General features: G+C 59.9%; 23 protein-coding genes. 17 read left to right on the forward strand and 6 right to left on the reverse strand.

Annotation, left to right across the window (positions count from 1 at the left end):
* The first annotated feature begins 325 nt into the window (after positions 1 to 325).
* The 10 genes from ACZYOF_RS31925 (at position 326) to ACZYOF_RS31970 (ending at position 11,622) form a co-directional block, all read left to right on the forward strand.
* The gene (locus ACZYOF_RS31925; RefSeq protein ID WP_463718257.1) at positions 326 to 1,333 is read left to right on the forward strand and encodes a Bug family tripartite tricarboxylate transporter substrate binding protein; all 1,008 of its coding nucleotides are present in this window, start codon (positions 326 to 328) and stop codon (positions 1,331 to 1,333) included.
* A 183-nt stretch (positions 1,334 to 1,516) separates the two neighbouring features.
* The gene (locus ACZYOF_RS31930; protein WP_463718258.1) at positions 1,517 to 2,014 is read left to right on the forward strand and encodes a tripartite tricarboxylate transporter TctB family protein; all 498 of its coding nucleotides are present in this window, start codon (positions 1,517 to 1,519) and stop codon (positions 2,012 to 2,014) included.
* 42 nt (positions 2,015 to 2,056) lie between these two features.
* On the forward strand, positions 2,057 to 3,556 hold the full coding sequence (locus tag ACZYOF_RS31935; RefSeq protein WP_463718259.1) for a tripartite tricarboxylate transporter permease: 1,500 nt from the start codon (positions 2,057 to 2,059) through the stop codon (positions 3,554 to 3,556).
* A gap of 413 nt (positions 3,557 to 3,969) precedes the next feature.
* The gene (oxlT, locus tag ACZYOF_RS31940; protein WP_463718260.1) at positions 3,970 to 5,259 is read left to right on the forward strand and encodes an oxalate/formate MFS antiporter; all 1,290 of its coding nucleotides are present in this window, start codon (positions 3,970 to 3,972) and stop codon (positions 5,257 to 5,259) included.
* A gap of 240 nt (positions 5,260 to 5,499) precedes the next feature.
* Positions 5,500 to 6,816 (forward strand): oxalate/formate MFS antiporter, encoded by a 1,317-nt coding sequence (oxlT, locus tag ACZYOF_RS31945; protein ID WP_463718261.1) that lies wholly within the window; start codon positions 5,500 to 5,502, stop codon positions 6,814 to 6,816.
* Positions 6,817 to 7,056: 240 nt separating this feature from the next.
* A complete protein-coding gene (locus tag ACZYOF_RS31950; RefSeq protein ID WP_463718262.1) occupies positions 7,057 to 7,488 on the forward strand; it encodes a CBS domain-containing protein in 432 nt (143 codons plus the stop codon).
* A gap of 98 nt (positions 7,489 to 7,586) precedes the next feature.
* The gene (locus tag ACZYOF_RS31955; RefSeq protein ID WP_463718263.1) at positions 7,587 to 8,609 is read left to right on the forward strand and encodes a 2-dehydropantoate 2-reductase; all 1,023 of its coding nucleotides are present in this window, start codon (positions 7,587 to 7,589) and stop codon (positions 8,607 to 8,609) included.
* The gene (locus ACZYOF_RS31960; protein WP_463718264.1) at positions 8,609 to 9,397 is read left to right on the forward strand and encodes a fumarylacetoacetate hydrolase family protein; all 789 of its coding nucleotides are present in this window, start codon (positions 8,609 to 8,611) and stop codon (positions 9,395 to 9,397) included. The genes ACZYOF_RS31955 and ACZYOF_RS31960 overlap by 1 nt, the downstream gene beginning before the upstream one ends.
* Before the next feature lie 226 nt (positions 9,398 to 9,623).
* Positions 9,624 to 10,619 (forward strand): NAD(P)H-dependent flavin oxidoreductase, encoded by a 996-nt coding sequence (locus ACZYOF_RS31965; protein ID WP_463718265.1) that lies wholly within the window; start codon positions 9,624 to 9,626, stop codon positions 10,617 to 10,619.
* A 34-nt stretch (positions 10,620 to 10,653) separates the two neighbouring features.
* Positions 10,654 to 11,622, forward strand: a complete 969-nt coding sequence (locus tag ACZYOF_RS31970) for a zinc-binding dehydrogenase (RefSeq protein WP_463718266.1) — start codon at positions 10,654 to 10,656, stop codon at positions 11,620 to 11,622.
* Positions 11,623 to 11,723: 101 nt separating this feature from the next.
* On the opposite strand, the gene ACZYOF_RS31975 is transcribed toward ACZYOF_RS31970, so the two are convergent.
* Entirely contained in the window at positions 11,724 to 11,849 is a 126-nt protein-coding gene (locus ACZYOF_RS31975) for a hypothetical protein (protein ID WP_283813597.1), read from the reverse strand.
* Between the two features lie 1,021 nt (positions 11,850 to 12,870).
* Between ACZYOF_RS31975 and ACZYOF_RS31980 the strand changes: the two genes are divergently transcribed.
* Positions 12,871 to 13,065 carry a hypothetical protein gene (locus tag ACZYOF_RS31980; protein ID WP_130582844.1) on the forward strand — a complete coding sequence of 65 codons (195 nt, stop codon included), beginning with the start codon at positions 12,871 to 12,873 and terminating at the stop codon, positions 13,063 to 13,065.
* A 400-nt stretch (positions 13,066 to 13,465) separates the two neighbouring features.
* Here the strand turns inward: ACZYOF_RS31980 and ACZYOF_RS31985 are convergent, their stop codons facing one another.
* Positions 13,466 to 14,464, reverse strand: coding sequence for an aldo/keto reductase (locus ACZYOF_RS31985; RefSeq protein WP_394569453.1), 999 nt, complete (start codon positions 14,462 to 14,464; stop codon positions 13,466 to 13,468).
* 233 nt (positions 14,465 to 14,697) lie between these two features.
* On the opposite strand from ACZYOF_RS31985, the gene ACZYOF_RS31990 reads away from it, so the two are divergent.
* Complete coding sequence (locus ACZYOF_RS31990; protein ID WP_463718267.1) at positions 14,698 to 15,975, forward strand: complex I NDUFA9 subunit family protein; 1,278 nt, start codon at positions 14,698 to 14,700, stop codon at positions 15,973 to 15,975.
* A gap of 128 nt (positions 15,976 to 16,103) precedes the next feature.
* Here ACZYOF_RS31990 and ACZYOF_RS31995 read toward each other — a convergent pair whose 3' ends face one another.
* From ACZYOF_RS31995 to ACZYOF_RS32010, 4 genes are all read right to left on the reverse strand, one after another.
* Positions 16,104 to 16,964 (reverse strand): DMT family transporter, encoded by an 861-nt coding sequence (locus ACZYOF_RS31995; protein WP_463718268.1) that lies wholly within the window; start codon positions 16,962 to 16,964, stop codon positions 16,104 to 16,106.
* Between the two features lie 70 nt (positions 16,965 to 17,034).
* A complete protein-coding gene (locus ACZYOF_RS32000) occupies positions 17,035 to 17,649 on the reverse strand; it encodes a TetR/AcrR family transcriptional regulator (protein WP_463718273.1) in 615 nt (204 codons plus the stop codon).
* A 170-nt stretch (positions 17,650 to 17,819) separates the two neighbouring features.
* Positions 17,820 to 18,083, reverse strand: a complete 264-nt coding sequence (locus ACZYOF_RS32005) for a hypothetical protein (RefSeq protein WP_130582841.1) — start codon at positions 18,081 to 18,083, stop codon at positions 17,820 to 17,822.
* Positions 18,084 to 18,179: 96 nt separating this feature from the next.
* Positions 18,180 to 18,962 (reverse strand): SGNH/GDSL hydrolase family protein, encoded by a 783-nt coding sequence (locus tag ACZYOF_RS32010; RefSeq protein WP_463718269.1) that lies wholly within the window; start codon positions 18,960 to 18,962, stop codon positions 18,180 to 18,182.
* Positions 18,963 to 19,117: 155 nt separating this feature from the next.
* On the opposite strand from ACZYOF_RS32010, the gene ACZYOF_RS32015 reads away from it, so the two are divergent.
* From ACZYOF_RS32015 to ACZYOF_RS32035, 5 genes are all read left to right on the forward strand, one after another.
* Positions 19,118 to 20,350, forward strand: a complete 1,233-nt coding sequence (locus tag ACZYOF_RS32015) for a hypothetical protein (protein WP_463718270.1) — start codon at positions 19,118 to 19,120, stop codon at positions 20,348 to 20,350.
* Positions 20,351 to 20,355: 5 nt separating this feature from the next.
* Positions 20,356 to 20,940, forward strand: coding sequence for a protein-S-isoprenylcysteine O-methyltransferase (locus tag ACZYOF_RS32020; RefSeq protein WP_463718271.1), 585 nt, complete (start codon positions 20,356 to 20,358; stop codon positions 20,938 to 20,940).
* A gap of 208 nt (positions 20,941 to 21,148) precedes the next feature.
* Positions 21,149 to 21,340, forward strand: coding sequence for a hypothetical protein (locus ACZYOF_RS32025; protein ID WP_027577737.1), 192 nt, complete (start codon positions 21,149 to 21,151; stop codon positions 21,338 to 21,340).
* A gap of 88 nt (positions 21,341 to 21,428) precedes the next feature.
* Positions 21,429 to 22,130 (forward strand): hypothetical protein, encoded by a 702-nt coding sequence (locus ACZYOF_RS32030; protein ID WP_463718272.1) that lies wholly within the window; start codon positions 21,429 to 21,431, stop codon positions 22,128 to 22,130.
* Between the two features lie 585 nt (positions 22,131 to 22,715).
* Positions 22,716 to 23,138 carry a Rap1a/Tai family immunity protein gene (locus ACZYOF_RS32035; protein WP_130582836.1) on the forward strand — a complete coding sequence of 141 codons (423 nt, stop codon included), beginning with the start codon at positions 22,716 to 22,718 and terminating at the stop codon, positions 23,136 to 23,138.
* Positions 23,139 to 23,395: the final 257 nt, after the last annotated feature.

Consider the following 23,395-nt stretch of genomic DNA (forward strand, 5'->3'; position numbering starts at 1 on the left):
GAGATACGGTCCCATTGCGTGTCGTTCAGAACGAGCCGATCCAGAACCCCCAAGGCTTCCTCCTAAAAGAAAGCCTTGAATCACGTTCCGTCTGATTTGAGAATCCCAAGAGTCCACACAGCCTAGCCGACAGCCACCGAGCATTATTCGAAAGAAGCGGATGCCGCGCCTGAACAGCCCTCATACAGTTCCAATCGGCCGCACGATCGCAGCGGGTGATCGATCACCGGAAAGGTGCCGTATGACCCGAAGCACGTGATCGGGATGGGCTGATCGCAAGCCGACAAAGAGCGGTGCGTTCAAAGTTCGACAGGGAGGACACCAGATGAAGCATTCCATTCTGCATCTTGCATTGGCGGCCGTCGCAGCGTTGTGCGCGAGCGGTACCGGAGTCTCTGCCGCCTGGGAGCCGGTTCGTCCGCTCGAGTTCATCGTACCCGCCGGCACAGGCGGCGGTGCGGATCAGATGGCGCGCACGATCCAGGGCATCGTGACCAAGCACAATCTGATGAAGCAGCCGATGGTCGTCATCAACAAGGCTGGTGGCGCCGGAGGTGAAGGTTTTCTCGATGTGAAGGGGTCATCGGGCAATCCCCACAAGATCATCATTACACTCTCGAATCTTTTCACGACGCCACTGGCAACGGGGATTCCCTTCAACTGGAAGGATCTGACCCCGGTCGCAATGCTGGCGCTCGATGAATTCGTGCTCTGGGTGAATGCCGAGAAATCCTACAACAAGGTCGGCGAATATGTTGACGCCGTCAAAAAGGCGCCGGCCGGCACGTTCAAAATGGGAGGCACCGGCTCGAAGCAGGAGGACCAGATCATCACGGTCGCCGTCGAGAAGGCGATCGATACCAAGTTCACCTACATCCCCTACAAAGGCGGCGGCGAAGTCGCCGTCCAGCTCGTCGGCAACCACGTCGATTCGACCGTCAACAATCCGATCGAAGCCGTAGCGCAATGGCGCGGGGGCAAGCTCCGTCCGCTCTGCGTCTTCGACGCCCAGCCAATGGCCTATGACGAGCCGATCGCCGACGGCAAGAGCTGGAAGGATATTCCAACCTGCAAATCGCAGGGCCTCGAGATGGAGTATCTGATGTTGCGTGGCATCTTCATGCCGCCGAAAGCCACCAAGGATCAGATCGAATATTACGTCGAACTGTTCAGGAAGGTGCGCGCGACGCCTGAATGGCAGGATTTCATGAAGAGCGGCGCATTCAACACCACCTTCCTGACCGGGGCCGACTACGCCAAGTGGGTCGAGGCGGAGCAAAAGCGCCACGAGGTATTGATGAAAGAAGCTGGTTTCCTCGCCTCGGCGAATTGATCCGGCGATATCAACCAAGCACGCACGAGCGTGTCCCTTCGATTTCTAGAGCGTTTTCGAGCGAAGTGGAGACCGGTTCGCGTGAAGAAAACGCGTCAAAACAAGAATCTAGAGCTTCGGTTCTGATTCGATCAGAACCGAAAATGCTCGAGTCCCGAACTCACGATTCAGCCTGGAGGCCCTATGACTGCGCGTAGATCAGACGCTGCCGGCCCGGCACACAAGGCAGTGGAAACCGGCATGGCACTGCTGATCGCAGCCTTCGGCATGATCGTGATCATCGGCAGTTCGAAGGCCGGCATCACCTGGGGCGCGGAGGGCCCGCGTGCGGGCTTCTTTCCCTTCTACATTGGAATCTCCATCGTCGCAGCGAGCGCCATCAATCTCTGGAGCGCGCTGCGCGACAATGACGACCGATTGTTCGCGGAGTGGGGACAGCTTCGCCAGGTGATGAGCGTGGTTGTGCCCACCGCGATCTATGTCGGTTCGATGCCCTTTGTCGGGCTCTATGTCGCCTCGATCATTTTCATCGGCTGGTTCATGCGGTGGCTTGGCGGCTACCGATGGCTCCCGACCGTTGCCGTGGCGTTCGGCATGCCCATCATCACCTATCTTGTCTTCGAACGCTGGTTCCTCGTTCCCCTTCCCAAAGGTCCTATCGAGGAATGGCTCGGCCTATAGAAGCCGCATTGTGGTCGGTTCGCTGTTGCAGGACGTATCGAAATGGAAGAACTCGCCAATCTTTTTCACGGCTTCGCCGTAGCCCTGCAGCCCTACAACATGATGCTGATGGTCGTGGGCATCATGCTCGGGGTCATCATTGGCGTGCTTCCGGGGCTGGGCGGCGCAAACGGCGTTGCGATCCTCTTGCCGCTGACCTTCAGCATGCCGCCGACATCGGCGATCATCATGCTGTCCTGCATCTACTGGGGCGCGTTGTTCGGCGGGGCGATCACCTCGATCCTGTTCAACATACCGGGTGAACCCTGGTCGGTAGCGACGACTTTCGATGGCTATCCGATGGCGCAACAGGGCAAGCCTGGCGAAGCGTTGACGGCAGCCTTCACCTCCTCGTTCGTGGGCGCGCTGTTCGCCGTCGCCATGATCACGCTGGTGGCCCCGCTGGTCGCAAGCTTCGCGTTGCGATTTGGTCCTGCGGAAAAATTCGCGGTGTACTTCCTCGCGTTTTGCAGCTTCGTCGGCCTGAGCAAGGAGCCGCCCTTCAAGACCATCGCCGCGATGATGATTGGCTTCGCGCTTGCGGCCGTCGGACTCGATTCAATCACCGGGCAGTTGCGATTGACGTTCGGGATCACCGAATTGCTCAACGGGTTCGATTTTCTGATCGCCGTCATCGGTCTTTTCGGTATCGGCGAGATCCTTCTGACGATGGAAGAAGGATTGAGCTTCCGCGGCGGCAACGCGAAAATCAACCTGCGCGTCGTGCTGCAAACCTGGAAAGAACTGCCCGCGTACTGGGTGACGTCATTGCGCTCTTGTCTGATCGGGTGCTGGATGGGTGTCACGCCGGCCGGAGCAACGCCGGCATCCTTCATGAGTTACGGCATCGCCAAGCGGCTCGCGAAGAACGGCAAGAATTTCGGCAAGGGAGAAATCGAGGGCGTGATCGCACCGGAGACGGCAGCTCACGCCGCCGGGACCTCGGCACTGCTGCCAATGCTGTCGCTCGGAGTCCCCGGGTCTCCGACGGCCGCTGTTCTTCTCGGCGGCCTCTTGATCTGGGGCCTGCAGCCCGGGCCGATGCTGTTCGTCGAGCAAAAGGAATTCGTCTGGGGCCTGATCGCCTCGATGTATCTCGGCAATCTCGCGGGCCTGCTCGTCGTGCTCACCTGCGTGCCCATATTCGCCGCTATACTTCGCGTGCCGTTCAGCATCATCGCGCCCCTCATTCTGGTGCTCTGCGCGATCGGCGCCTACTCGGTTCACAACAGCACATTCGACGTGATGCTGATGCTGGTCTTCGGCGTGCTCGGCTATCTGCTCAAGAAGTGCAACTATCCTCTCGCCCCTTTGGTGCTGGCCATTGTGCTCGGCGACAAGGCGGAGGAGGCATTCCGGCAATCGCTGCTCGGGTCGCAAGGTTCGCTCGCGGTGTTTTTCTCGAATGGCTTGGTCAGCACGATCATGGTCCTGGGGCTCGTTGCCCTTTTCTGGACCGCTATTCAGGAAGGCTACAGCCGGCTGCGAACAGCGGCCGCCTGAGGCGGAGCTTTCTTCGAAGCTGGGATATAAAATACCAAAGCTCAGAACGGCTGGGCGATCGTGTTATCGCACTTCCTGCGTCCGACCTACCCGCTCACATACCTCCTGAATCCGCCAGCCTAATGCGGGCGCGCCAAGCTCGCGTTCCAAAGCTGACCTTCAGATCGCCCGCGATGATTCTTGCGTGAATCCAGTCGCTTCAGAGCATCGATAGAAATCGCGCTGTGGACCATGGTCTTGGGTTCGAAGTGAACCCGTTCGGTTGAACCAAGTTGTTGATTCCGAGTACCGATGCCCGCCTGCGACATTTGCGCGCGGTTCGTACCGACGCTTGAATGTTGGCATATTAGATACCAAGATGGCCGCCGCGCGTTCGGGACATAAGATAACAGGGGCGCGCCTTGGGAGGACCTATGACAGAGATGGTGCAGGCTACGGCTCCGCCAGCGGCCCGTGTCAGCGATACCTTTCGCTGGACACAACTTGCGATCGGCGTCGCGGCGATGGTGATGATCGCCAACTATCAATACGGTTGGACATTCTTCGTCCCCGACATTCAGAAAAAATTCGGTTGGGATCGCGCCTCTATCCAGTGGGCCTTCACCCTTTTCGTTTTGTTTGAGACATGGCTGGTGCCGATTGAAGGCTGGTTCGTCGACAAATACGGCCCGCGCATCGTGGTTCTCATCGGCGGCATCCTCTGCGCCATCGGCTGGGCCATCAATGCCCAGGCGACCTCGCTCAACGGCTACTATCTCGGCATGATCATCGCGGGCATCGGCGCCGGCGGCGTGTACGGCACCTGCGTCGGCAACGCGCTGAAATGGTTTCCCGACAAGCGCGGTCTGGCGGCCGGCATCACCGCGGCCGGCTTCGGCGCAGGCTCGGCGCTGACGGTCGCGCCGATCCAGGCGATGATCAAGGACTCCGGCTTCCAGACCACCTTCCTCTATTTCGGTCTCGGCCAGGGCATCATCATCGTGCTGCTCTCCTTCTTCCTGCTCGCGCCGAAGTCCGGACAGGTTCCGATGGTCGCGCAGAACGCCAATCTGGTTCAGAGCCGGCGCAACTATCAGCCGACGGAAGTGCTGCGGCAGCCGATCTTCTGGCTGATGTACTTCATGTTTGTGATCGTCGGCGCCAGTGGCCTGATGGTGACAGCGAACCTGAAGCCGATCGCTGTGGACTGGAAGATCGACAGTGTCCCGGTGACCCTGATCGGCGTGACGATGACCGCCGTGACCTTCGCCGCCACCATCGACCGTGTGCTCAACGGCCTGACGCGTCCGTTCTTCGGCTGGATCTCCGACAATATCGGCCGCGAGAACACGATGTTCATCGCCTTCGGCATGGAGGGCATCGGCATCTGGGCGCTCTACATGTTCGGCCACGATCCGATCTGGTTCGTGATCCTGTCGGGCTTCGTGTTCTTCGCCTGGGGTGAGATCTACTCGCTGTTCCCCTCCACCTGCACCGACACCTTCGGCCCGAAATTCGCGACCACCAATGCCGGCCTGCTCTACACCGCCAAGGGCACGGCCGCGCTGCTGGTGCCGATTGCGAACTACATGCAGCAGACCGCAGGCAATTGGGACAATGTCTTTCTCATCGCCGCGGGCGCCAACATCCTGGCATCGCTGCTCGCCATCCTGGCGCTGAAACCGTGGCGCAAGGTCGTGGTGGAAAAATCGGGCGCGTCGTAGATCGCGCAACGCAGTTGGCATGAAGCGCCCGGCCCACAGCCGGGCGCTTTTTTGCTGCGCTTCCGATTTTCCGAAATCGCCGTGACCGCCGACCTGCGGCACGGCCTATACCGCACCGCAGCACAAGTTCGGCTTGCATTGTGGGATATAGTATACCAACATCCGCCCAATGCTTGCGACGATAAGTCACAAACTCGCGACAGAAGGCCGCAACCGCAAGCACGCGCTCGGGAGGACTTGATGGTTTTAAGCAACGCCGCCACCGCACCCTCAACACCTTCGTCCAACGGCTTCCGCTGGTTTCAGCTCGTCATGGGCATCGTCTGCATGGCGATGATCGCCAACCTGCAATACGGCTGGACGCTGTTCGTCGATCCGATCGACGCGAAGCATCATTGGGGCCGTGCGGGCATCCAGCTCGCCTTCACGATCTTCGTGGTGACCGAGACCTGGCTCGTCCCCATCGAAGCCTGGTTCGTCGACAAATACGGGCCGAGCATGGTCATCATGTTCGGCGGCGTGATGATCGCGCTGTCCTGGGTCCTCAATTCCTATGCGGATTCGCTGGCGCTGCTTTATACCGCCGCCGTGATCGGCGGCATGGGCGCCGGCGCGGTCTACGGCACCTGCGTCGGCAATGCGCTGAAATGGTTTCCGGACCGCCGGGGTCTGGCTGCGGGCGCGACCGCCGCCGGCTTCGGCGCGGGTGCCGCGCTCACCGTGGTGCCGATCGCAAGCATGATCGCCGCAAGCGGCTACCAGACAGCCTTCTTCGAGTTTGGCATCGGGCAAGGCTTGATCGTGTTCGTGCTCGCCTTCTTCATCCGCCCGCCGTCTGTCGCGGTGCCTCCGAAGAAGAAGCAGCTCAACCTGCCGCAAACCAAGATTGATTTCACCCCGCCGCAGGTGCTGCGCAGCCCGATCTTCTGGGTGATGTATCTGGTGTTCGTGATGGTCGCCGCCGGCGGCCTGATGACGGCGGCGCAGATCGCGCCGATCGCCGATGACTTCCAGATCGCCAAGACGCCGGTCTCGCTCGCCGGCATCCAGATGGCGGCGCTGACATTTGCGATCTCGCTCGATCGCATCTTCGACGGATTCGGCCGGCCGATGTTCGGCTGGATTTCCGACAATATCGGCCGCGAGTACACGATGTTCATCGCTTTCGGCACGGCGGCGCTGATGCTGTTGACGCTCTCGACCTATGGCGCCCATCCGGTCGTGTTCGTGCTCGCGACCGCGGTCTATTTCGGCGTGTTCGGCGAGATCTACAGCCTGTTTCCAGCCACCAGTGGCGACACCTTCGGTGTGAAGTACGCCGCCACCAACAACGGCATGCTGTACACGGCGAAGGGCACCGCCTCGCTGCTGGTGCCGCTCGCCAGCATCCTCGCCAAGAATTTTGGCTGGCACGCCGTGTTCGTGATCGGAGTAGCTCTCAACGCGACGGCGGCGCTGATGGCGCTGTTCGTGATCAAGCCGATGCGACGCGCCTTCATCTTGGGCAACGAGACAGCGGCGGCACAGGCAACCGCGCGGAGCGTCACCACAGCATGAGCGCAGACGTTGTGACGGGCGAAGGCGCACTTCGGTGCGCCTTTTCTTTTTGCCCAGAATGAAAGGAATACAAAATACAGCGAGATAGATCGATCAGACGCCATCACCCGCAGGATCGAAAGTGTCAGCGCTACTTACTGTTTTTACTGCATTTTTCTCTATGTATCCGCTTCTGCTGCGTTGACAATTGGCATTTTGTATACCAGACTTGCAATCGTAAACGAACCCAAGGAGGTTGCCATGCAAGTCGGAGATATTCTGCGCAAGAAAGCCGCCCGTGTTGCAACGGTTCGCATGAACGAGACGGTGGCGATCGCCGCGCAACTGATGCGTTCGGGAAATATCAGCGCGCTGGTGGTCAAGGATGTCGTCCGCACCGAGGGCAACACGGCGGTGGGCATGTTCACCGAGCACGACGTGGTGCGCGCCATCGCCGAGCATGGCGCAGCAGGCGCCAACATGCGCGTGTCGCATTTCATCTCGGTGCAGCAGCTCGTGTCCTGCAGCTCGCGCGACACGCTCGAGCATGTCCGCCATCTCATGAACAAGCACCACATCCGCCACGTGCCGGTCATCGACAATTACAGCCTGATCGGCGTCATCAGCATCCGCGACATCGCAGCTGCATTCGACGAGCAGGTGATGACCGCGCGGGAAGCCATTCCGGCCTGAAAGCACCTCAGCGTCAGCGCGCCGGTCTGAGACATGCTCGGCACCGGCGCATGGCCCCGCGCTGAAACATCAACCCCGCCTCTTTTGCGAAACATCCCATGAAGATTTGCATTTACGGCGCCGGCGCGATCGGCGGCTATCTCGGCGTGCAGCTTGCGCGCGCGGGCGCAGATGTGAGCCTGGTCGCACGCGGCGCCCATCTCGCAGCCATGAAGGCGAACGGGCTGAAGCTCTTGATCGGCGATGAAGAGCGCATCGTGCATCCCCGCTGCACCGACGATCCGGCCGAGCTTGGGGCACAGGATTTCGTCATCATCTGCCTGAAGGCGCATTCGATCACCGGCGTGCTCGAACGGATGCAGCCGCTGCTTGGCCCGCACACGCGTATCGTCACCGCCGTCAACGGCATCCCCTATTGGTATTTCCACAAACACGGCGGCGCCCATCAGGGTTCGACGCTGGAGACCATCGATCCCGGCGGCCGGCAGTGGCGTGAGCTTGGCCCCGAGCGCGCGATCGGCTGCATCGTCTATCCCGCCACCGAGATCGAGGCGGCTGGTGTCATCCGGCACGTCTATGGCGACCGCTTTCCGCTCGGCGAGCCCTCCGGCGAGATCACCGAGGACGTGCAGCGTCTGTCTGATGTCTTCACTAAGGCGGGCATGCAGGCCCCCGTGCTCGAGCGCATCCGCGACGAGATCTGGCTCAAGCTGTGGGGCAATGTCTGCTTCAACCCGATCAGCGCCCTCACCCATGCGACCCTGGACGTAATCTGCTCCGATCCGCCGACCCGCGCGCTGTCGAAAGCGATCATGCTGGAGACGCAGGCGATCGCCGAAACCTTTGGCGTCAAATTCCGTGTCGACGTCGAACGCCGCATCGAAGGCGCGCGCAAGGTCGGCGCCCACAAGACCTCGATGCTGCAGGACCTCGAGCGTAGCCGCCCGATGGAGATCGATCCGCTGGTCACCGTGGTTCAGGAAATGGGGCGCCTGACCGGGATCCCGACGCCGTCGCTGGATGCGATGCTGGCGCTCGCTGCCCAGCGCGCGCGGATCGCCGGGCTCTACGATGGAACGGTGCTTCCATCGCCGGAAGCAAAAGTTGCGGCGGTCACGTGATGCTGCAGCGTAACGTGACCCATTGGCTTCGCTTCCGCCGCCAGGGTGAGACCGGCTTCGGCGTGCTGACGCCATCCGGCATCGCCGTACATGACGGCGAGATGTTCGGCACCTCCAAGCCGAACGGACGAATACTCGTGCTGGAGGACGTCGAGGTGCTCGCCCCTTCCGAGCCGACCAAGATTGTCGCGCTCTGGAATAATTTTCACGCGCTCGCCGCCAAGCTGCAGCAGCCTGAGCCGGCCGAGCCGCTCTATCTGCTGAAAGCGACCACCTCCGTCACCGCGCCGGCTGCCGTGATCGAACGCCCCCTCTCCTATGACGGCAAGACCACCTACGAGGGCGAGCTCGGCATCGTCATCGGAAAGCCCTGCACCAACGTCTCTCCCGATGAAGCCGACGACTTCATCTTCGGCTACACCTGCGTCAACGACGTCACCGCCAACGACATCCTCAACCGCGACAAGACGTTTGCGCAATGGGCCCGCGCCAAGGGCTTTGACGGCTACGGCCCGTTTGGTCCCGTCATCACCGCAGGGATCGACCCGGCAAGCCTTGTCGTGCGCACCATTCTCAACGGCGCCGAGCGTCAGAACTACCCGATATCAGACATGATCTTCAGCGCGCAGGAGCTCGTCAGCAAGATCTCGCACGACATGACGCTCTTGCCCGGCGATCTCATCGCCTGCGGCACCTCGGTCGGCGTAGGCGTCATGAAGGAGCCAGTCAACACCGTGACGGTGGCGATCGACGGCATCGGCGAGCTCACGAACGAATTCAGGCAGTAGGCGACGTCACCTGAAGCCAATGGCGTGAACCCCTTAATTCGGGGACTTTGGGTCGATCCGACCTGTTCCGCCTTGCGGAAACAACGCGGCGCTTTTGCATGATGGCGTTGCCCTGACCATCGCCCGCCCCCGTGGACTTTTGCAGGGGGCGACGGCATCCTGCTGCCCGAATGAATTCTCGATAAACAGCGCGCGGCCGTCCGCGCCGGGGAAACAGAGGGCAGTAATGATCAAGACACGCTTCACCGAGCTTTTCGGCGTCGAGCACCCGATCGTGCAGGGCGGCATGCAATGGGTCGGACGCGCGGAACTCGTCGCGGCCGTCGCCAATGCCGGCGCGCTCGGCATGATCACGGCGCTGACCCAGCCGACACCGGATGATCTCCGCAAGGAGATCGCGCGCTGCCGCGAGATGACGGACAAGCCGTTTGGCGTGAACCTGACCATCCTGCCTGCGATCAAACCGCCGCCTTACGCCGAATACCGCCAGGTCATTATCGAGAGCGGCATCAAGATCGTCGAGACCGCGGGCAACAAGCCCCAGGAACACGTCGACCAGTTCAAGAAGCACGGCGTCAAGGTCGTGCACAAGTGCACCAGCGTCCGTCACGCATTGTCGGCAGAGCGCATGGGCGTGGACGCGATCTCGATCGACGGCTTCGAATGCGCTGGTCATCCCGGCGAGGACGATACCCCCGGCCTGATCCTGATCCCCTGCGCCGCCGACAAGGTGAAGATCCCGATGATCGCCTCCGGCGGCTTTGGCGACGGCCGCGGCTTGGCGGCTGCGCTGGCGCTCGGCGCCGACGGCATCAACATGGGCACACGCTTCATGTGCACCAAGGAGAGCCCGATCCATCAGCTCGTCAAGGAACGCATCGTCGCCAATGACGAGCGCGAGACCGAGCTGATCTTCCGCACCATGCGCAACACCTCGCGTGTCGCCAAGAACGCGATCTCGACAAAGGTGGTCGCGATGGAGAAGGAAGGCGCGAAATTCGAGGATGTCCGCGAACTCGTCGCCGGCGCCCGCGGCAAGATGGTTTACGCCAGCGGCGACGCCGACGAAGGCATCTGGTCGGCCGGCCAGGTGCAGGGACTGATCCACGACATCCCGACCTGCGCCGAGCTGGTATCGCGCATCGTGCGCGATGCGGAGGCGATCATCCGCGGCCGCCTCGAAGGCATGATTTCGGGCGCGCAGCGCCAGGCCGCCGAATAGAGTGGCCTTGAAGCCCAACCAAAGAGAAGAGCCGATGAAAGCCTATGTGTATGGCGCCAATGGCGCTGAGATTACCGACGTCGCAAAGCCAACGCCGAAGGGCACGCAGGTGCTGGTCAAGGTCCATGCCTGCGGCCTCAACCGCGCCGATCTCGGCATGACCAAGGGCCATGCCCATGGCAGCGCGGGAGGCGTCGGCGCCGTGCTCGGCATGGAATGGGCCGGCGAGGTCGCCGAGCTCGGACCTGACGCCAAGGGCGTCAAGGTCGGCGACAAGATCATGGGTTCCGGCGGCGCCGCCTTTGCGGAATACACGCTTGCCGATCACGGCCGGCTGTTCCGCGCGCCCTCGAACATGAATTTCGAGGAGGCGGCCACCCTGCCCGTCGCGCTCGCGACCATGCACAACGCCGTCGTCACCAATGGCGCCCTTCAGGTGGGGCAGACCGTGCTGATCCAGGGCGCAAGTTCCGGCGTCGGGTTGATGGCCATGCAGATCGCGAAACTCAAGGGCGCCAAGCTCGTGATCGGTTCCTCGACCGACGCGATGCGGCGCGGCCGGCTGAAGGATTTCGGCGCCGACCTCGCGATCGATTCCAGCGACGCCGGCTGGGTCGAGCAGGTGCTGAAGGCAACCGGCGGCGAAGGCGTCGACCTCATCGTCGACCAGGTCTCCGGCAAGGTCGCCAACCAGAACCTCGCTGCGACCAAGGTCAAGGGCCGCATCGTCAATGTCGGCCGGCTCGGCGGCACCCATGCCGATTTCAACTTCGACCTGCACGCGGCGCGCCGCATCCACTATATCGGCGTCACCTTCCGCACCCGCACCATCGAGGAGATCCGCGAGATCTTCGACGAAGTCCGCAAGGACATCTGGGGCGCGGTGGAATCGCGCAAGCTGCAACTGCCGATCGACCGTGTCTACAAGTTCGACGAGATCGGCAAGGCGTTCGAGCACATGGAAGCCAACAAGCACTTAGGCAAGATCGTGGTGACGCTTTAAGTGCGATCGTTAGGGTGGGCAAAGCGCAGCGTGCCCACCTTCGCTTGCACCGAACGTGGATGGTGGGCACGCTTCGCTTTGCCCACCCTACGCCATGCGGCTTAGATTGCCCTTCCCGCTATGGTGGCCTGATAGCCATGGATCTGCTTGGCCGTCGTAATCGCCGCAAAAATCGCTGCCAGAACGAATGCTATGGAAAAGGCGAAGAAAACAAAACGTGGCGTCATTGAGTGGGCTCCCTTTCAGGACCCCCCGCGCCATATCTAACGTGAATTCCGAGGCCTTCAAGGCGCGCACGGGCGGTCCACTTAGAATGCCGCAGACTGAAGGGTCACGCCTGTCGCGAAAGGCAGAGCGTCGGCTTCTCTCAAACGGCGTGGGATGGTCACGCCATGTGCTTGGCCGTTTGCCCTTGGGTGAGCTGTGTTCCAGTGGGGCGATGGAGTTGTCAGTGCGATTTGTGACGACGCCTTACGAGACGATAGACGCCATACCCGACTGCAATAAGAGCAAGAGGAAGTCCAGCGCCAGCGACAGGTCCCGGAGCGCCATGAACGCTACCAGGAGCGCCATGGACGCCACCATCGGTCCAATTGGTTGGGCTGCCATCTCCCTGGAGGACGTAACCGGTGGTTGCGATCCCTAACACAGCCAGTCCACCAAGAGCGCTTTTGAGAGACCACAAGCGTATGAATTTCCACATCCAAAGCATGACTATTAATCTCCTCGCCCGCGATTTGATTAATTATTAACGTTTCGTGATAATAATAGCAATATTAAATCGTCATAATAATATCAATATTAAATCCGCTGCGCAGCCGTGATATTGCAAAGCAACACAGCCTCTAATTGATCAGTGGCTGACCGCTCGCCCCTCAGCCCGATGGTCGGGGCGACGCCTAGGCGCAAATCCCCGATTTTGCGCTAGAGCTAAAGCGCGACGAGATAAGGATGAATCATCATCGCGCTTTAGGTTATTGTTTGAGCATGATCTTTTCGGAAAACCGCTTCACACTTTTCCGGATCATGCTCCAGCCGGTATCACTTGATGCGCCGCTTCAGTGCCGCGTCTACGCTCGGGCGAAATGTTGCGAGGAAATCGGTTGCGGTCGCGAAGTCGCGTTCGTTCGCTCTCCGACGGCGGGAAATCGCTTCTGACGTCTCGATTGCTGGCAGTGTGCTTGGCCGAGACAGTCGGTCTAGTTCTGCCCTGAGACGGACGACCTGCCCGTGACGAGTTGCCAAGTCATGGCTTATGCGGAGCAGCGCAATGAGAAGATCGCATTCTTCCATAGCGTCGAATTGAATCCTGGCTATCAGTCGTTAAGCGGCCGCTGCCGCAATCTCTGGTCCATTGTCAGCGTTCAAGAACAGGACGTCCTCGAGTCCCTCACGGCTGTTCAGCCGCACGTAGACGTCAACGATATGCTGCATGGCGATTGACACTGCACTCGCTCAAGAAATTCGATTGGACCTTGAAAGCGACGGGAAATGCCGTCGGTCCTGTAATTAAATAGCGGTAGCGCCGGGCGCACTTGCCTCGACCCACCGCCCTGATAATCGCACTTCGGACGGTAGGCAAGGAGTATGGCCCATAAAAGCCTGTTCGAGGGGGTAGCGCAACCGCAATGACACCTTGCCAACAAACACCTCGGCAAGATCGTGGTGACGCTGTAAGCCGCTCAGATTGCAGACCCGTATAGGGTGGGCAAAGGCGCACTTGCGCCGTGCCCACCATCCACGTTCGGTGCAAGAGAAGGTGGGCACGCTGCGCTTTGCCCACCCTACGCGCCACGAATCTGCGAGGCGCTCATTGCCCACCATCGTTGCCGGCGGGCAACGATCATCGTGGTTCGCCGGAAAATGCCTGCTGCAGTGCTGTCAGCCTGTCGAGCGCAGCTTGCGGCAACGGGCCTTTTTCGACCGCGGCGAGTGCGTCCTCGAACTGCTGCGGCGTCGCCATGCCGACCAGGATCGTGCCCATCGCCGGGTGGGATATTGCAAATCGCGTGGCGGCTTCGGTCAGGCTCGCCGCGAACCCCTCCGTGACCAGCGCGATGAGACGGCGTGCGCGATCGATGTCGGCATCGTAGCTCATCGCCGAACCGATCGGCTCGGGCGCCGGACCCGCAATCGGATGACGCTCGGCTGAGCCCGACAGCGCGCCGCCGGCCAGCACGCGAATGCCCACGACGCCAACGCCGGCGGCCTTGGTGTGATCGAACAATCGTCCATAATCTTGCGCCGGATAGCTCGGCGGCAAATCGTCGGCGGCAGATGGATTGAGCATGTTGTAGACGATTTGAGCGCTGTCGAAGACGCCGGCATCGATCACTTGCTGCAGCGCCGCCGTGTCGCCGACGGCCGTCATCCCGAGGAAACGAATCTTCCCCTGCTGACGCAGCCGCTCGAACGCCGGCACCACGTCGTCGAGCACCTGCTGGACGCTCAGCGCCGATCCGCCTCCGTTCCCGGCAATCGCATTGTGCAGATGAAAGATGTCGACCCGGTCAAGACGCAGTCGCGCCAGGCTGCCTTCGAGCGACATCCTGACGGCGTCCGCAATCCGGCCAAACTCGCTGGGCGGCAACCGGACCTTGGTGCCGACGGCCACATTGGCCGGTTTCAGCTTTTGCAAGACGCGGCCAAGATTCTTTTCCGATTCGCCATCGCCGTACTGCACCGCGGTGTCGAAGTAGTTGACGCCGGCGGCGATCGCCCGCGCGATGGTCCGCTCCTGGTCGACCGGATCGCCGCGCACCATAAACCCGCCCACCGCGCCGCAGCCGAAGCCCAGCACCGAGAGCTGCATTCCCGTGCGTCCAAAGACCCGCAATTGCATCGCTGTTCCTCCGGCTGATTGAAGATTATGCAATGTCGAACGCCGGCTACTCAACCGCAACATTTGCCGCGTGGTGATGCCCTCACTTTTCGATTTCCGGCCCTCTGACTGCGGCCTTGTGGTCAGACCTACACCCTGTCTGCGCCTGCGGAAACTGGTGCAAAGTCGCGAGCACGTGCTCACTTTGGGTTGGTTGCCTTGAGTTAGCGCGTTGCTACCAGTAAGCTCGCGCCATGCTGAAACACTTGCTCTTTGATGTCCTTGGCCACGTTTCCGGTCTTAGCGATGCGCAACTTGAGCAAATCGAGCAGTCATTGCCGGCGACTAGGGCGCTGATCGATCTTCTCAACAAGGCTCATCCGGTCATCGAACACGCGCAGACGCTCTATGTCGAAGCGCAGCCGCTGATCGATCAAGCCAGGAAAGAGTGGCAAACGATCGGCCCGGCCGCGCAAATCCTGTTTGACGTGATCTCGCATCACCTCAACAAAGGCAGTTCGCCGGCGGAGGCCACTGAGGCCGTTCGCGCGGCGCTCAGTGGGTCAATAAAGGGTGTAGCACAGGATCGCGGGATGGATCCGGGAATGAACCGCGTGACCGTCTTTGGGGGGACTGGATTTGTTGGTCGTCGCATCGTGCGCTGTTTGGGTGATTCCACCGCTACGGTGCGCGCAGCCTCACGGCGTACTGGGCGGGCCGAGGGCGATAACGTGGAACAGATCGTTGCCGATGCACATGACGAACGCTCCGTGGAGGCCGCCATTGCGGGCGCCGACGGCGTCGTCAACGCGATCAGCCTATATGTCGAGCATGGAGGCGACACATTTCATTCGGTGCACGTCGAAGCGGCGGCCAGGATCGCTGGAGCCGCGCGCCGGGCCGGGATCAAACGGTTCGTGCACCTGTCAGGAATAGGCGCCGACGCGACCTCGTCTTCGCCCTATATTCGCAGTCGCGGCGAGGGCGAGGCGGCCGTGCAAGCCGCATTCCCTGGCGCTGTCATTGTTCGCCCGGCGGTCATGTTCGCGCCGGACGACGCCTTTCTCACGACAATTCTCGGGCTGCTCCGGACCTTGCCAGCCTATCCGCTGTTCGGCGACGGCAGGACGAGGCTTCAACCGGTGTACGTCGACGACGTCGCCGCGGCGATCGCAAATATCCTGCGGCAAACCCAAAAGCCTTATCCCATCTACGAACTGGGCGGCCCGCGCATTTACTCATACGAGGAGCTGTTGCGGACCATTGCGCGTACCGCAGGATTGCGGCCGGTGCTGGTACGAACACCCTTTGCTCTCTGGGATGCCGTCGCCGGTCTCGCTGAAGTCCTGCCGCAGCCACCACTCACGCGCAATCAGGTCGAGCTTATGCAGATCGACACGACGGCCTCGGACAGTCGGCCGGGACTTGGCCGGCTTGGCATTTCGCCGCGATCGCTCGAAGAAGAGCTCAAAGCGATGCTCAAGCGCACAAACGCGGAAACTCAAGACGCAAGAGGAATTCGCGCCAAGTAGAGGAAAGAAGACTCGGTACTGCGGCACGAGCGACAGTGCTAACGACGAGTTGGCCTCGCCGATAAGACCACCACAGCGATGACCGGTTCGGATCAAACCCGAAAGTCGCCATGACGCGACTTCCGGGTTCAAATTGGTCGGGCGCTCGGTCTTACTTGTGTAATGGCGACGCCGGAGATCGCGAGCAGCCCACCGACAATCAACTTTGGGGTCATGCGGTCGCCAAGGAACAACACGCTCGAAATCAAGGCGAACACCGGAAGCAACAGACCGAAGGGTGCGACGCGGCCCATGGAGCAACGGGCGATCAGCCAGAACCAAAGGCCAAACCCAACAATTCCTCCGATGAAAATTGTGTAGGCGAGTGCCAGCCAACCACGTTCGTCCGCCGTGACAAGGCTCGCCAGTTGTCCATATTCAAGGAGCAACGACATCAACATGACCTGCGGCACCGTGAGCAGCGACGACCACCCCATCAACATCAGGGGATCAAAAGGGCCGTAGCGTTTCGTCAGGACGTTGGACACCGCGAATGCGAAGGCTGACCCGACCACAAGCAGCAGCGGAAGCGCGTTTGCCGACAGGCCAGGCTCCGCCGCCAACACCACCACGCCGAGGAATGCAAGCACCACTCCAGCGGACGTGGTGAGAGACGGCCTCTCCGCGAGCAGCGGCCAGGCTAACAGGACGGTGAAGGGCGTGGCGAGTTGATACGCGACGGCCGACATGCTTCCCGAGCCGAGCCCAAGGCCAACATAGAAGAGCCCGAAGTTCAGTCCACCAAAGAAAATCGAAATAGCTGCGATAGGGCCGAACTGTTGACGCGTGGGCCTTGTGACGAACGGAACAAGCAGCAGCGCGATGGCCAGGAAGCGCAGTGCGAGGAAGAAGAGAGGCGGAAACTCCGTAACGCCCACTTTGATGGCCACGAACTGATAACCCCAGAGCAAGGGAACGGCCACCGCGCAGACGATCTGGAGGGCAGACATGGCATCCTTCCTTTCAAGACCGATCAGTCTAGATATCGGCGCGCCACTAGCGGAGGCGCCCATGGGTTGTTTACCTGATGAAGCGGTCGAGCAGAGCGTCAACGGTGGCTTGCGATGTGATCCGCGTCGGTCCCGTTTTGCCGACCACTCGCAGCCCTTCAACGAAGCAGACGAGAATTCGGGCGGCACTTGAAGGCTCAACACCATCGGCCAACTTGCCCGCCGTCCTCGCACGGGAAAGCGCCTCCGCCACCCTGGCCTCCATGGCTTTGAAGAAGCTCGCGATGCGACGACCAACTTCAGCATCCTGGCCAGCCAGTTCCATGGCTGTGGCCACCAGCAGGCATCCGCGCCGGCCATTGGCACCGCTCGTGCGGTCAACGTAACCGGCAAGGTAGGCCTGCAGGCCGTCGACCGGCTCTCTGCGGGGGTCGAGTTCGATATCCATCCGTGTCAGGGCATCGGCAATGTAGCGATCAAGCGCACGCAAGAAGAGCGAGTGCTTGTCACCGAAAGCGGCGTAAAGGCTGCCACGCGAGAGCTTGGTCGCACGAAGAAGGTCCGGGAGCGCCGTGCCGTGATAGCCGCGCGACCAGAACACACCCATCGCGCGTTCGACAGCGGCTTCCACGTCGAAACTTCGGGGGCGGCCACGGCGCAACTGCACTGGGGTTTGGCGGCTCATTGCTGATATTATAGACCAATTGGTCTTTAAATCGCAAGTGACCGCCAAGGCTCTTTTGCGATTCGCCATCGCCGTACTGCACCGCGGTGCCGAAGTAATTGACGCCGCGTGGTGATGGCCCTCACTTTCGATTTCCGGCGCTCTAACTGCGGCCAGCACGTAGCAGCCAACTAACCGACGCGTGGCTTTGTCCTGAAGTGAGACCACAAATGACCGATCAGCGATAGGGCTAGCGCGCCCACAACAATAGGGAGCCAAATCGACGTGGTTATGATGAAGAAGGAAATGACGACCACACGTCCAAAGACCGATCCGCTCACCGGGTACTGAAGACGTGCGAAATAAGCGTAGATAACAAAGATGACGGCTAGCACCATCCACCCGGCGACAAGCACCAGCAATAAGTCAATAAGTTCGCTGAGATAATGGTGCATGAGCGCACCTCCTGACAGCGTCAGCGCGAGTTGCTGTCCCACCCAGCGCCCAACTCATGCGAAGGCGCAGCTTTCGATTCGGCCGAGCCAGGCCTGTCAACGCGCGCTCGTCGAGATGGCCCGGGCAAGGGCTCGTCCAACGCAATCATAACCATCGGCGGTGTTGTGCAATCCGTCAAACGTTACAAGTTCGCTCTGCGCGACCCCGGCATTGATCGAGTTTCGCATCAGCGCAAAACGAGAGAATAGCCCGACCCTTTCCTGTTTTGCGACATCGATGATGATGCCCTCCATCGTTGAGTAGCTGGCTGAAGCGAGCACCTGTGGCGCATATTGCATGTCCATCAACACGACGTCCGAAGACCCTGCCTTAAGTGCCCTAACCCCTTCAAGAACGCTTCTTTTGAGCCCTTCGTCCGGCCGGCCACCCCAGGCGACGTCATTGGTACCTAACTGCCAGATAACGAGATCGGGCGTGTGCGCGAACACGTCACGCGCGAAGCGTGCGATGTTGTTTGGAATCGTATCTCCGACTCGACCGCTGTTGATGACCTCGACCGTGGCGTTGGATCTAAGTCTCGAGAGCTCTCGGCGCATCACCTCCGGATATGTGGCCGCGGACCTAAGCACCCAGAGTCCTACTGTCGACGATGATCCAATCGCCACAATCTTTAGCGGCTCACCGGATTTCAAACGCGCCGCCGTGCGGGGCAATTGTGCACCCAGCGAGACGTTGAAATTTGCCGAAAGGCATCTCTCCGCAGATGATAACTCGTCCTGTGCTTGAGAGGGCGCACTGCCAGACAATCCGACAAGCAAAGCCGCGACGATCGACGCTATTGTTCGAGCGATTCCGGCACGAAGGGCGAAATAGGTCAACATCTTCCCCCAATAATTGGTCAATTCTGTCTTGACAACCCTTGGTGCCAGACGCTTCGCTATGTCGTGCAATTACAGGTCGATTGACGCGTGGACAGCGAACAACACGATGAATCCGCGGATAGTCGAAACCGCGGATAGTCGCGGGCGAGACGATGACCGGAAAGCCTGTAGCGAAGCGGCTGGTATTCCATATTGGCGGCTATGATCCAATCACGTCGCATCTCAGCGCGCAACGACGCTTTGTGCGCGAAATTGCCAGGTTCCAACGCACCTGGTCAGTGAAAGCGACCGTTGACGGTTTGCGTGATACCGCCGATCAGATAGGATGGAATGTGACGACAACCGGCCCCGATTGGCTGGTCGAAACCGATTACCGTGTGGTCCGGTGGGACGACGTAATTCAGGCCTTCGGGCGTCGAAGCATTGGCTCACGCATTTCCGTCGGCATTCTTACGTTTCTGGATTTCGTTTTGTCCGGCACACTTTGGCGTTACCTGCTGACCAACTGGCGCTACGCAGGTTTCTTTCTCTATCCATTCGTCATGTTCGGACTGCTCATCGCGGCCGCCTTCTTGATTGGCGTGTTTGCATTCAAAATCACCGGATCAATTGCCATTGCCACCGGTGGCGGTCTCTTCGGGTTCGCTGCCGTCTTGGCGGGTCCGTGGCGCTGGCTGCACCTGGGCGACTTGTTCGACGATTGGATTTTTTCTCGCGAGTACATTCGACGCGGCAATTCGGAAATCGAGCAAAGGCTAGACAGGCTGGCCGGCGAGCTCGTGGCTGCGGCGGGCAACTTTGCCGCAGACGAAATTTTGGTCTTAGGGCACAGCCTTGGGGCCGTACTTGCGGTTGATCTGCTTGATCGCGCTTTGAAGCTGGAGCCTGCGCTCGGTGGGAACAAAACGCCAGTCACATTCTTGAGCGTTGGATCATCCATACTCAAGGTCGGCCTGCACCCGAAAGCAATACGCTTTCGCACGACGATGGAACGCGTCGCCAAGTCGCGCGCGATCTTCTGGGGCGACTATCAGGCCCTCATCGATCCCCTGAACTTTTACAAAAGCCAGCCAATGGCCGAAATGGGCTTGTCGACAGAAAACGATGCGACTGTCAGGATCGTGAGACTCAGTCGAATGCTCGACCACGACATGTATCGACGCATCCGCTTCCATTTCTTCCGTTTGCACAACCAATTCGTCAGTGGAAATGACAGGCGAACATCGTACGATTACTTTATGCTGACATGCGGGCCTGTTTCAGCTAGATCCCAGACGCTCGCCCCGGACGGCGCCCTGTCCATGATCGCTGGCGACGGAGGACTTATTGCGAGCGCGCCGCTGTCAGAAAGCGAACTGCTGGGAAGCCCGGGCGCGGCAGCCTGATTCAAATGACGCCCACCATTTCAAAAGCCATTTTCGTCGCCTTGGCGATCGGCTGGTACCTCATACGTCACAAGTACGCGCGGCGCTCTCGCCGCGAAAGGATCGTATGGAGCGCCCGCGGCCCCGTGGAAACTGCGCTGCTGCTCATATCTCTTACAGGACTTGGACTTGTGCCGCTCCTCTACGTAGCGACAGCGATACCACATTTCGCAGACTACAGTTTTCATGCCTTGCTCGCCTGGCTCGGCCTTTTCTTTGCGATTGCGGCTTTGGGTATGTTTCACCTGACGCATCGTGCGCTGGGACGGAATTGGTCGATCAGTCTCGATGTGCGTGAGAAGCATGAACTCGTGACGGAAGGGATTTACCGGAGAGTTCGACACCCGATGTATTCGGCATTTTGGCTGTGGGCTATCGCCCAGGCGTTGCTGCTGCCTAATTGGATTGCCGGGTTTGCGGGCCTGGCCGGTTTCGGGATCTTGTATTTTGGCCGCGTCGCAAGAGAAGAACGAATGATGTTGGAGACCTTTGGCGACAGCTATCGCGCGTATATGGCGAGGACTGGTCGGGTCTTCCCGCCGGTCCTGTGAAGCAGGTCCGGACAGATATTGGATATGTGGAACCACAAAGCGACCGAGTTCCAAAAAGCCTCAAATTCCGTGCCATTTTCGCAACAACTGACGAAAAACGGCCGTCGCGACCGCTAATTGCTCAGTCTATTTGTTGCTGCCATGGCGAGCATCAGGCTATCTGTTGAAGGGTAAATTTCAACCTTCGCTGATACAGCAGGAGATCTGGATGTTGAAGTTCGTGATCCTCGGTGTTGCGTCTCTGGCTTTCGTGGGAACAGCGGCTGCTGCCGACCTCCCACGGCCTCAGCCTCAGCCGGTGGCTGCGCCAGTCGGCAAATATCCCTTGGGCAAGTACCCCGTCGGCAAGAGCCCGGTGGGCAAATATCCGGTTGCCGCCCCGGTAGTGACCAAGGGTTGATCTAATATCCATTCGTGCGCCAGCGGCGTGCGATTAGGGGTAGATCGACCACTGTGGCATCTGGTCTTTGATTCGTGGGGATTCGAAGATGCTAGGCGTGACTCGGAAATATCCAGGTCTGCAGCGTCTTGCTGGGGTCGCGGTGCTCGCGGCCTCCGTGAGCTTGGGGGCCGGGAGCGGGAGCGCACAGCAGCTCGCGGCGCGCTCCGACCATCAGCAACAGGACGCTTTGCCTAAATCGACAGCCAAGCATGCTGAGAGCATGGCTGCGGTTGCGCCCAGTGCCCCGCCGGCCAGGTCAGACGCTAAGCCAATCCAAAGAGCTACGGCCAGAGGCCCCTATTACGTCGATTTTCGTGCCCGGACGGCAGCATCCTACGGTCATGCATTCATCTGGTACGGAAAGACGAGTGAAAAGGAGATCGAGGTCGCGGGTTTGGCTCCGGCTGGCGACACGCTGCCCTACATGTTGGGACACCTCGTATTTGTTCCCTCTGAGACAGGGGCGAGCTATGGCGATCTTGACGAGCAATATTTGACGGCGAGCTATCGTGTCTATTTGAGCGAGGCTGACGCCAAGAAGGTCTTTGCTTATATCAAGCATCTCCAGGAGACCTCGCCGCTATGGAATGCGGCAACCACCAACTGCACTTTTTTTATCGGCCGCATAGCGACTTTTATGGGCCTGAAGACTCCGTTTCATCTGTTAAAGCCTGAGGAATACGTAAACGAGCTCAGGGAGATGAACGGCGGACGAAAAACAGTGCAGCTTGAATCCGATCGGAGCTAGACTCCTCAGTATTGAGTTCGTCCAGCTTTCCTGACCATTTGGATAGGTGCGCGCTTTTCAGCGCGTTCGAGGGAGGGGCTGCGTTCGAGGAAACGCCGCTCAATACGAGCGACGTTCGTGTGCTGCCTCATTTGGTTAATATTTCACACAACGGACGCGCCGGTCCGAGATTTATGCCATCGGTATACTGATCGCCGCCAGCGGTTGGCCCGCGATCATGATCGGGTGCTTCGCGCGCATCACGGCGCATGTGATGGATGTTTGCCAAGCCGACAAAGCGCTCTTTCGGCTGAGCGAAAATGATGAACTTGCGTTAGTTAGAGCATGATCCGGAAAAGTGGAGACCGGTTTTCCCTCGCGACAAACGCGAAGCGCTTGCGCGGCGATCATGGTCAAACAAAGAGATGAGATCATGATCCGATTCCGTCTAATCGAATCATGATCTAGCGTCGCCCGCATTTGGAGGCGATGGATCACGCCCCTGTTTTGAGCTAAGCCGTTCGAGCCGCCTCGAACGGCGCGGGCGGCAGCACTACTGCGGCAAATCAAGTGCGTGTAAGCTGTTGCGCTGGTTCGGGGACGCCAATGCGGGTCTATATCATTGTTGCCGGTCTGGTCCTTTCGATCATCGGAAGGGCAAGCGCCACGGTTGTCGATAAGGGAACCGACGCGCAGAGATCTTGCGAGATACTTGTTCAGAGCTCGTTTCGCAATCAGGACGACGCTCGGTCCGCCGGCACATGTGAGGGAATGATCGAGACTGCAATGATCTTTTCACCAAATCTGCCAACTAACATACGTGCCTGCCCCCCCGCGCAAGGCAGCATCTTGCAGGGCGCCAAGGTCTTTCTGCGGTACCTTGATAACAATCCGGATCGAGCGAAAGAACCGGGGCTCACCGTCGCTATCGAATCATTCAGAGATGCTTGGCCCTGCCAGGGTGACGACGCGGAGCCGTCCACCAAGACTGGATCAAAAAAGCGCGCGCCGACAAAACCAAAACAATAGAAGGCGCATTGTGTTTGACCTGACGATTGTGATTCAAGCTCACAAGCTGGGGCCTCGAATCATGCGCCACGAACTCACGACTATGAATGAGCCACATCAAGCTTGACGTGTAAGCCTGTCGGCACCGCCTTCTAGGCTGTGTGGACTCTTGGGATTCTCAAATCAGACGGAACGTGATTCAAGGCTTTCTTTTAGGAGGAAGCCTTGGGGGTTCTGGATCGGCTCGTTCTGAACGACACGCAATGGGACCGTATCTC

It is taken from the genome of Bradyrhizobium sp. LeoA1Lang (assembly GCF_055413685.1).

Coding starts and splice junctions, on each gene's coding strand:
- ACZYOF_RS31925 (WP_463718257.1), top strand. CDS start 326: ATGAAGCATTCCATTCTGCATCTTGCATTGGCGGCCGTCGCAGCGTTG.
- ACZYOF_RS31930 (WP_463718258.1), top strand. CDS start 1,517: ATGACTGCGCGTAGATCAGACGCTGCCGGCCCGGCACACAAGGCAGTG.
- ACZYOF_RS31935 (WP_463718259.1), top strand. CDS start 2,057: ATGGAAGAACTCGCCAATCTTTTTCACGGCTTCGCCGTAGCCCTGCAG.
- oxlT (WP_463718260.1), top strand. CDS start 3,970: ATGACAGAGATGGTGCAGGCTACGGCTCCGCCAGCGGCCCGTGTCAGC.
- oxlT (WP_463718261.1), top strand. CDS start 5,500: ATGGTTTTAAGCAACGCCGCCACCGCACCCTCAACACCTTCGTCCAAC.
- ACZYOF_RS31950 (WP_463718262.1), top strand. CDS start 7,057: ATGCAAGTCGGAGATATTCTGCGCAAGAAAGCCGCCCGTGTTGCAACG.
- ACZYOF_RS31955 (WP_463718263.1), top strand. CDS start 7,587: ATGAAGATTTGCATTTACGGCGCCGGCGCGATCGGCGGCTATCTCGGC.
- ACZYOF_RS31960 (WP_463718264.1), top strand. CDS start 8,609: ATGCTGCAGCGTAACGTGACCCATTGGCTTCGCTTCCGCCGCCAGGGT.
- ACZYOF_RS31965 (WP_463718265.1), top strand. CDS start 9,624: ATGATCAAGACACGCTTCACCGAGCTTTTCGGCGTCGAGCACCCGATC.
- ACZYOF_RS31970 (WP_463718266.1), top strand. CDS start 10,654: ATGAAAGCCTATGTGTATGGCGCCAATGGCGCTGAGATTACCGACGTC.
- ACZYOF_RS31975 (WP_283813597.1), bottom strand. CDS start 11,849: ATGACGCCACGTTTTGTTTTCTTCGCCTTTTCCATAGCATTCGTTCTG.
- ACZYOF_RS31980 (WP_130582844.1), top strand. CDS start 12,871: ATGGCTTATGCGGAGCAGCGCAATGAGAAGATCGCATTCTTCCATAGC.
- ACZYOF_RS31985 (WP_394569453.1), bottom strand. CDS start 14,464: ATGCAATTGCGGGTCTTTGGACGCACGGGAATGCAGCTCTCGGTGCTG.
- ACZYOF_RS31990 (WP_463718267.1), top strand. CDS start 14,698: ATGCTGAAACACTTGCTCTTTGATGTCCTTGGCCACGTTTCCGGTCTT.
- ACZYOF_RS31995 (WP_463718268.1), bottom strand. CDS start 16,964: ATGTCTGCCCTCCAGATCGTCTGCGCGGTGGCCGTTCCCTTGCTCTGG.
- ACZYOF_RS32000 (WP_463718273.1), bottom strand. CDS start 17,649: ATGAGCCGCCAAACCCCAGTGCAGTTGCGCCGTGGCCGCCCCCGAAGT.
- ACZYOF_RS32005 (WP_130582841.1), bottom strand. CDS start 18,083: ATGCACCATTATCTCAGCGAACTTATTGACTTATTGCTGGTGCTTGTC.
- ACZYOF_RS32015 (WP_463718270.1), top strand. CDS start 19,118: ATGACCGGAAAGCCTGTAGCGAAGCGGCTGGTATTCCATATTGGCGGC.
- ACZYOF_RS32020 (WP_463718271.1), top strand. CDS start 20,356: ATGACGCCCACCATTTCAAAAGCCATTTTCGTCGCCTTGGCGATCGGC.
- ACZYOF_RS32025 (WP_027577737.1), top strand. CDS start 21,149: ATGTTGAAGTTCGTGATCCTCGGTGTTGCGTCTCTGGCTTTCGTGGGA.
- ACZYOF_RS32030 (WP_463718272.1), top strand. CDS start 21,429: ATGCTAGGCGTGACTCGGAAATATCCAGGTCTGCAGCGTCTTGCTGGG.
- ACZYOF_RS32035 (WP_130582836.1), top strand. CDS start 22,716: ATGCGGGTCTATATCATTGTTGCCGGTCTGGTCCTTTCGATCATCGGA.